At 69.2% G+C, this 7,512-nt stretch carries 7 protein-coding genes; 6 read left to right on the top strand and 1 reads right to left on the bottom strand.

The genetic code is table 11. The features are described 5' to 3' along the window. A partial coding sequence (locus VFM98_RS19080) for a class II 3-deoxy-7-phosphoheptulonate synthase (RefSeq protein WP_325111478.1) occupies positions 1–1,334 on the bottom strand: 1,334 nt, incomplete at its 3' end. A 97-nt stretch (positions 1,335–1,431) separates the two neighbouring features. Here VFM98_RS19080 and VFM98_RS19085 point away from each other — a divergent pair. From VFM98_RS19085 to VFM98_RS19110, 6 genes are all read left to right on the top strand, one after another. Next, positions 1,432–2,271 (top strand): hypothetical protein, encoded by an 840-nt coding sequence (locus VFM98_RS19085; RefSeq protein ID WP_325111479.1) that lies wholly within the window; start codon positions 1,432–1,434, stop codon positions 2,269–2,271. Between the two features lie 53 nt (positions 2,272–2,324). Further along, positions 2,325–4,355: a hypothetical protein gene (locus VFM98_RS19090; protein ID WP_325111480.1), complete on the top strand. Its 2,031-nt coding sequence runs from the start codon at positions 2,325–2,327 to the stop codon at positions 4,353–4,355. A 62-nt stretch (positions 4,356–4,417) separates the two neighbouring features. Further along, positions 4,418–5,104, top strand: a complete 687-nt coding sequence (msrA, locus tag VFM98_RS19095; RefSeq protein ID WP_325111481.1) for a peptide-methionine (S)-S-oxide reductase MsrA — start codon at positions 4,418–4,420, stop codon at positions 5,102–5,104. 111 nt (positions 5,105–5,215) lie between these two features. Beyond that, the gene (locus VFM98_RS19100; protein ID WP_325111482.1) at positions 5,216–5,911 is read left to right on the top strand and encodes a hypothetical protein; all 696 of its coding nucleotides are present in this window, start codon (positions 5,216–5,218) and stop codon (positions 5,909–5,911) included. A gap of 18 nt (positions 5,912–5,929) precedes the next feature. Further along, positions 5,930–6,721 (top strand): cytochrome b/b6 domain-containing protein, encoded by a 792-nt coding sequence (locus VFM98_RS19105; RefSeq protein WP_325111483.1) that lies wholly within the window; start codon positions 5,930–5,932, stop codon positions 6,719–6,721. Then, on the top strand, positions 6,718–7,512 hold the full coding sequence (locus VFM98_RS19110; protein ID WP_325111484.1) for a molybdopterin-binding protein: 795 nt from the start codon (positions 6,718–6,720) through the stop codon (positions 7,510–7,512). Before VFM98_RS19105 ends, VFM98_RS19110 begins: the two co-directional genes overlap by 4 nt.

Consider the following 7,512-nt stretch of genomic DNA (forward strand, 5'->3'; position numbering starts at 1 on the left):
AGAACACCGGCAATCTGGAACGCGAGTTCGAGACTCTGCGAGCCATTCAGTCTCGGATCGCAGGCACTGCGGTACCGGCTGGCCAGGCCTTCGTCCGTGAGGGCCTGGGCCCCGCCGCGGCACTCGGTGACGTCCTGGCCCGTCATCTCGAAGTGGAGTCCGCCGGGGTACGTGCCCTCCTGCGCATGTGCGGCAAAGAAGCCTCGCAGTTCCTGCAGGATGCGGTCGAAGTCGCGCGTCTTCAGTCCGTTCGAAGCCGTCACCGTGTTGCCGTGCATCGGGTCGCAGCACCACACGGGCGTGCGTCCTGCCTGGCGCACGGCCCGCAGCAGGGGCGGAAGCCGGTCCGTCACCTTCTCGCTTCCCATCCGGCTGATCAGGACGATCCTCCCCGGAAGGTTCTGCGGATCGAGGACATCCAGGAGCCGCAGCACGTCATCGGGATCCGCCGACGGACCGAGCTTCACGCCGATCGGGTTGTCGATGCCGCGCAGGTACTCCACATGCGCTCCGTCGAGGGCACGCGTGCGTTCTCCCAGCCAGAGCAGATGGCCGGAACCGCCATACCAGCGGCGGGTGCCCGGCTCCTCGCGCGTGAGGGCCTGCTCGTAGTGCAGGTGCAGCGCCTCGTGCGACGTGTAGAACTCCACCGCATGCAGTTGCGGTGTGCTCGCGGCATCGAAGCCGCACGCTTCCATGAACGCAAGTGATTCGGTGATCCGGTCCGCGAGCTCCTCGAAGCGCTCGCCCTGGGGGCTCGAGCGGACGAAGTCCGATGTCCAGCGGTGCACTTCGCGCAGGTCGGCGAAGCCGCCCTGCGCCAGCGCGCGCAGCAGGTTCAGCGTGCCGGCGGAGTGGGAGTACGCGGTGAGCAGGCGGGAGGGATCCGGATTCCGGCTCTCCGGCAGGAACGCACTGCCATTGATGATGTCGCCACGGTACGACGGCAGGGTCATGCCGTCCACGGTTTCCGTCTCCGACGACCGCGGTTTGGCGAACTGGCCTGCGATGCGCCCGACCTTGACCACCGGGCAGGCGGCCGCATAAGTGAGAACCACCGCCATCTGCAGGATCACGCGCACGGTGGACTCCACCGCGTCCTGGCCGAATTCGTCGAAGCTCTCCGCGCAATCCCCGCCCTGGAGCAGGAACGCATCCCCCCGCGCGACCGAGGCAAGCCGCCCGCGCAGTTGCGCGATCTCCCCGGGGAAGATCAGTGCGGGCCAGGAGGCGAGACGCTGTTCGGCGCGCTCGAGTGCGGTGGCATCCGGATACGAAGGCAGCTGGCGCAAGGGCCGGCTGCGCCAGGAAGAAGGGGTCCAGGAGGCAGTCATGGAGCAGAGTGTCCACCACGATCGAAGTGCCCGGATCGTTACATCCGCACTTCCGGCGAGGCGGATTCGACCTTTACCATAACGGTTGGAAGAGGCCATGTTCCATCTGTTGCTCCCTCGCCATCGCATCTGGGCGGCCCTGGTCGTCGGCCTGGCGGCTGCCCAGGCGGGTGCGGAGTCGCCCACCCGCGCGACCGTGGCGCCGTTCACGGGCGTCGAGGTCACGTACGAGCGCTACGGGGAGGCCGGCGCGAGCCCGCCCGGACGCTTCGACGGCTCCGTCGCCACGCCGGCCGGGACGCTGCGCACTTCGGTCCATGCCGTGCCGGCGGGCGAGCGGCATTTCTGGCGCGGGGAGACCAGCTTCGAACTGGCCGCCCCCGTCCTGGGCGGCCAGCTGCAGTTTCGCGAGCTGGAGGCCGGCGGCACGGCCGCGGCCTGGCGCACGCGGCTCGATGCGGGCCTCAGCGCGGAAAGCCTCTCCGAGTGGACGCCGGTGCGCAGCGGGCAGGCATTGAAGCTGCAGCAGAAACTCGGGCAAGGCCATGTCGCCGCCCAGGCCCTGCTGTCCAACTCGAAGACCGCGGACGTCCAGGGCTTGCGCTGGGACCTCGAATTCGCGCAGGAGATCGGCCTGGTGCGCTGGAGCGCGGGGGTCGACACGGCCGAGCGCAGCTACGTTTCGGCGGGCGGCGGACAGGAACCGCGCGTCGGCCTGCGCCTGGGCACGCAATGGCGGCTGTTTCCGTCCACGCAGATGGAAGCGCGCTTCACCCGCCAGGTGCGCTGGGATGCGGAGTCGGCCGTCTCCTCGATCATGCTCGGAACGCGCTTCGACCTGCCCTGGCGAACCACCCTCTGGACCGGCCTCGAGACCGACGCGGAGGACCGCCACAAGGCCTCGTTGATGCTCACCGTGCCGCTCGAACTGCGCTGAGCCGGCACGGCCTTCCGCCGCCGCTGTTCAGGCCCTGTTGCTACAGTCGGCCGATGCACCGACTCTGGGCCGCCCTCCTGCTCGCACTCGCACTGGAAGGGCCTGCCGGCGCGCAGACGTTCGATCGGCCACCTTTGCCGCAACTGCTGCAGCGGGCGGGCGCCGCCAACAGCCGCGGCGCGCCCGACCTGGCCGGGCTGGACGCTTCCCCGACCCGCGACCAGCAACTGCCCCTGTTTCGCGCGGTGATGGCCGCTCCCCTGGACGCACCGTACCGCGCCGGCGTGCTGGCAGATGCCCTGCGCGGCGCCGTCGGATCGCCGCATGAACTGATCGTCGGCGCAGGGGCGGTGTCGGGCGTGCGGCTGCAGCGTGCGATGGATTTCGGCATGGCCGCCATCGAGGAGCGGCTGCGCAGCGCACCCGACCCGCTGGCGGCCGGCCTCGCGTGGATGGCGGAGACGAAAGCCGGTGCCGGCTGGCAGCCGGTGTTGCCCGATCGCGCGCAGTTGCCCGATCCCCTGCGCTTCGAGCTGGCACGCGTTCTCGCCGCGATGGCGCAGTCGCACGCATTCCTGCAACGCGCGTTCGAGCGCTTTCCCCCGGGAGTGACGCCGCAACTGCTGCGCCGGCAGGCGTTCGACGGCCGGCTCATGCCGTTCGAGACACCGGACTACCGGCAACTGCTTCCGCTGGTCGAGCGGGAGGCCGTCGTCGCCGGCATGCTCGATCTGGTCGGCGCCGTCCAGCGCCTGCAGCGCTTCGTGAAGACCGAAGCGGCGCTGCCTTCGGTGGCGTGGTCGCTGCAGACGCCTTTCGGCTGGATCGTCGTCGACACGAGCGGGCGCAACAACCGCCACCAGCTGAAGGATCCCCTGCTGGTGCTGGATGTCGGCGGCGACGACGACTACGAGTTCCTGGCGCCCAGCGACACGCACGCGATCAGCGTGCTCCTGGACCATCGCGGCAACGACCGGTATGCGACGTCCGCCACGGGCGCAGACCCGTCGAGCGCGACGCTCGGCTACGGCATCCTCTGGGACACCGAAGGCGACGACCGCTACCAGGGCACCGAACAGGCGCAGGCTTCCGCCCTCTTCGGCGCGGCCTTGCTGGTCGACGGCGGCGGCAGCAACCGCTTCGTGGCCAGCAGCCGTTCGCAGGCCCACGCGATCGCCGGTGTCGCGGTGCTGCTCAGTGGGAGTGGCGACGACGAGTTCACCGCGCAGACCTACTCGCAGGCAACCGGCGGCCCGCGCGGCGCCGCGCTACTGGTCGACACAGGCGGCAACGACCGCTACGCGCTGACCAACGTGCCGCTGGTCCGGCCTTCTCCGCAGCTGCCGGACCGCAACACGTCGATGGACCAAGGGGCCGGCTACGGAATGCGCGGAGTCTTCTTCGACGGCCGCTCCACTTCCGGAGGGATCGGCCTGTTGCTCGACCTCGCGGGGGACGATCGCTACGAGGCGCAAGTCTTCGCCCAGGGCGTCGGCTACTACGAGGGCCTGGGACTGTTGCTGGACGACGGCGGCAACGACCGCTTCGAAGCCGCCTGGTACACGATGGGCGCGGGGGTGCACTACGCAGCGGGGATCCTCCTCAAGCGCGGCATCGGCAACGACGTCTACCGCTCGACGCACGAGATCGCGCTGGGCTCCGCGAACGACCTTTCGGTGGGCGTGTTCGTCGACGAGGGCGGGGACGACGAGTACAGCGTCGGCCAGCTGAGCCTGGGCGGCGTGCTCACGAACAGCACCGGGATCTTCGTCGATGCCGCCGGCAACGATCGCTACACCGTCGCGTCGACCACCTGCCGCGCTCTCGGCGCCGCCTACGTGCACGAGTGGGGCACCTTGCGCGAGACCCTGCCGAGCCTCGGCCTCTTCCTCGATCTCGGCGGTGCAGACAGCTACCCGGCGCATTGCACGCGCGCGGCGAACGACAGCCTCTGGGCCGGCCCGCGCGTGTGGCCCCAGCTCCAGCTGCACAGCGAAGCCGCTGCCGGGGTGGACGGCGAATGGCCCCTGCCCTTCGCACTGCGCCTGCTGACGCGGCCCGCGACTTCGCGTTATAAGGACTAAAGAGGCCCGTGCGCCTCAGGTGTCGCGCGGACGCCCGACCTAGGGGGATTGCAATGAACAGGATGCTGATTGCCGCTGCCGCCCTGGCGATTGCCAGCTGGAGCTTCCTGGGCAGCGGATTCGCGGACGAGAAGGCGGTGAAGCTGCCGCCGCCCGCGCAGGACGTGCATGCCACGGCCGCCACCGAAACGGCCGTCTTCGCCGGCGGCTGCTTCTGGGGCGTGCAGGCCGTCTTCCAGCACACCAAGGGGGTGCTCAATGCCGTCTCGGGCTATGCAGGCGGCGAGCAGAACACGGCCCACTACGAGATGGTGGGCTCGGGCCGCACCGGGCATGCCGAATCCGTGCAGGTGACGTACGACCCGAAGCAGGTCTCCTTCGGCAAGCTGCTGCAGGTCTACTTCTCCGTCGCGCACGACCCGACCACGCTGAACCGGCAGGGCCCGGACGCGGGGCCGCAGTACCGCTCCGCGGTGTTCTACCGCAACGCCGACCAGAAGCGGGTGGCCGAAAGCTACATCGCGCAGCTGGATGCGGCCAAGGTGTTCCCCGCCAGGATCGTCACCGAGGTCAGCCCGCTCAAGGGTTTCTATCCGGCCGAGGCCTACCACCAGGACTACGCGACGCGCCATCCCGACTCGCCGTACATCGCCACCTTCGACCTGCCGAAGATCGCCAACCTGAAAGCGACGCTGCCGCAGCTTTACCGCGAGCAGCCCGTGCTGGTTTCGGCACAGTCGAAGGGCTAGCGAGCCAACGCCCGCGAGCACACCCAGCCAGGGCCGGGCTGGCAAGACCCCTGCGGGCGAATGGCAGGCGCTTTCCCAATAATCTCAGCCCGTTCACTCCAGGGGCACCTCATGAACCGAATCCCTTTGGCGAAGAGCATGGCGCGGGCCTTCGTGCTCGCGGGAGGAAGCGTGGCCCTGGTGGCTGCGCTGGCAGCCACCCCGATGGGCCACATCCGCGGGACCATCGTCTCCGCGACGGCCGACCAGTTGACGGTGCGGACCAGCGAAGGAACCGAGAGCGTCGCCATCGACGCGAGCACGCGCATCTCCGGCGTCGTACCGAGCAGCCATGACCAGATCAAGGCCGGCACCTTCGTCGGCATCGCCAACATTCCCGGCAAGGCTGCGTCCCGGGCCCTGGAAGTGGTCGTGTTCCCGGATTCGATGAAGGGCACCGGCCTCGGCGACTACCCGTGGGACCTGGCGCCGAAGTCGGCCGGCGGCCCCGGCAAGGCATCGGCCATGACGAACGGAACCGTGACCTCGGCGACCGCAGCCATGGGCGGCCCCGGGAAGAGTTCGGCGATGACGAACGGCACCGTGAAGAGCACTTCGAAGGCGGGCGGGCTGACGCTGGCGGTGGACTACGGCAAGGGCGAGAAGAAGATCCAGGTGCCGGCCGACGTGCCCGTGGTCGGCATCGTCCCAGGCGACGCCAGCAAGCTGGTGCCCGGTGCGCACGTGTTCGTGGCGACCAAGAAGGACGCGCCGAAGACCGCGGGGTTCATCGCCGTCGGCATCGACGGCGCCGTCCCGCCGATGTAAGGGGTCGGCCTTCGCTGCATGGGCGAACGGATCTACCGGCACCGGCTGCCGGTGCGCATCATGCACTGGGTGAACGTGGTGTGCCTCGTCATCCTGCTCATGAGCGGCTTGCAGATCTTCAACGCCCACCCTGCCCTGTACTGGAGCGAGGATTCGCGCGAGAGCACGAAGGTGCTGGAGATCACGCAGAAGCAGGTGGACGGGCAATGGCGCGGCGTCACGCGCGTCGGCCCGTTCGAGTTCGATACGGACGGCGTCCTCGGCACCTCGCGCGGTGCCGAGGGCCTGCAGCCGCGCGCCTTCCCCACGTGGATCACCATTCCGGGGCCGCAGTGGCTGGCCATGGGCCGACTGTGGCACTTCTTCTTTGCCTGGCTGTTCGTCGCCAATGGCGTGGCCTACCTCCTTTGGACCCTGTTCAGCGGCCACCTGCGCAAGGACCTGGTGCCCACCCGCACGGAGTGGCACGGCATCGGCCGGTCGCTGCGCGACCACCTCCTGCTGCGCCATCCGCGCGGCGAGGAGGCGCGGCGCTACAACGTGCTGCAGAACATCACGTACCTCGCCATCGTGTTCGGCGTGCTGCCGCTGATCGTCCTCTGCGGCTGGGCGATGTCGCCGATGATCGATGCGTTCGTGCCGGGCTGGGTGGACTGGCTGGGCGGGCGGCAGGCGGCGCGCACTCTGCACTTCTGCGCCGCGATGCTGCTGGTGGCCTTCCTGGCGGTGCATCTCTTCGAGGTGGTGATCACCGGGCTCGTGAACAACCTGCGCTCGATGGTCACCGGTTGGTGGAGGCTGCCGGAATGAAGGACGCCCGGCCCTTCTTCGCGCGCCGCCGCGAACGCCGCGGCTTCCTGCGCGCCGGGCTCGCGGCCGCGGTGGCGTCGAGCGGACTGGCCGGCTGCGATGCATTGAGCGGCAACGAGACCGCCGTCGCCGTGCTGCGCAGCGCGGAACGTCTGTCCTATGGCGTGCAGCGGGCGCTGGGCCGGCGCGCCATGGCGCAGGAATTCTCTCCGGCCGACATCGCGCCGACCTTCCGGCCCAACGGGACCACCATGCCCATGGGAGACGGCTACGCCGCGATGCTCGCCAACGGCTTCGCGGACTGGCGGCTCACCGTCGACGGGCTGGTGGCGAAACCGCTCGAACTCTCGCTCGCGCAATTGCAGGCGATGCCCAGCCGAACGCAGATCACCCGCCACGACTGCGTGGAAGGCTGGAGCTGCATCGGCCAGTGGAAGGGCGTGCGCCTGTCGCACGTGCTGAACCTCGCGCAGCTGAAGCCGGGCGCCAGGTACGTGGTCTTTCACTGCCTCGACCAGATGGAGGAAGACGACGAGACCTCCCTCTACTACGGCAGCGTGGATCTCGACGATGCATTCCACGAGCAGACGCTCCTGGCATACGAGCTCAATGGCAAGCCGCTGCCGGTGGAAAACGGCGCGCCGCTGCGCGCCAGGATCGAAAGGCAGCTGGGCTACAAGCAGCCCAAGTACCTGCACCGGGTGCAGGTGGTCGCCAGCTTCGAGGACATCGGCGCCGGCGAGGGCGGCTATTGGGAGGACCGGGGGTACAACTGGTACGCCGGCATCTAG

Source organism: Ramlibacter sp., assembly GCF_035706265.1.
In the GTDB taxonomy this organism is placed as follows: Bacteria; Pseudomonadota; Gammaproteobacteria; order Burkholderiales; family Burkholderiaceae_C; genus Ramlibacter.

What these genes read in the sequence shown, in the direction of transcription:
- msrA (WP_325111481.1), top strand. Translation starts at nt 4,418, where the DNA reads ATGCTGATTGCCGCTGCCGCCCTGGCGATTGCCAGCTGGAGCTTCCTG.
- VFM98_RS19085 (WP_325111479.1), top strand. Translation starts at nt 1,432, where the DNA reads ATGTTCCATCTGTTGCTCCCTCGCCATCGCATCTGGGCGGCCCTGGTC.
- VFM98_RS19090 (WP_325111480.1), top strand. Translation starts at nt 2,325, where the DNA reads ATGCACCGACTCTGGGCCGCCCTCCTGCTCGCACTCGCACTGGAAGGG.
- VFM98_RS19100 (WP_325111482.1), top strand. Translation starts at nt 5,216, where the DNA reads ATGAACCGAATCCCTTTGGCGAAGAGCATGGCGCGGGCCTTCGTGCTC.
- VFM98_RS19110 (WP_325111484.1), top strand. Translation starts at nt 6,718, where the DNA reads ATGAAGGACGCCCGGCCCTTCTTCGCGCGCCGCCGCGAACGCCGCGGC.
- VFM98_RS19105 (WP_325111483.1), top strand. Translation starts at nt 5,930, where the DNA reads ATGGGCGAACGGATCTACCGGCACCGGCTGCCGGTGCGCATCATGCAC.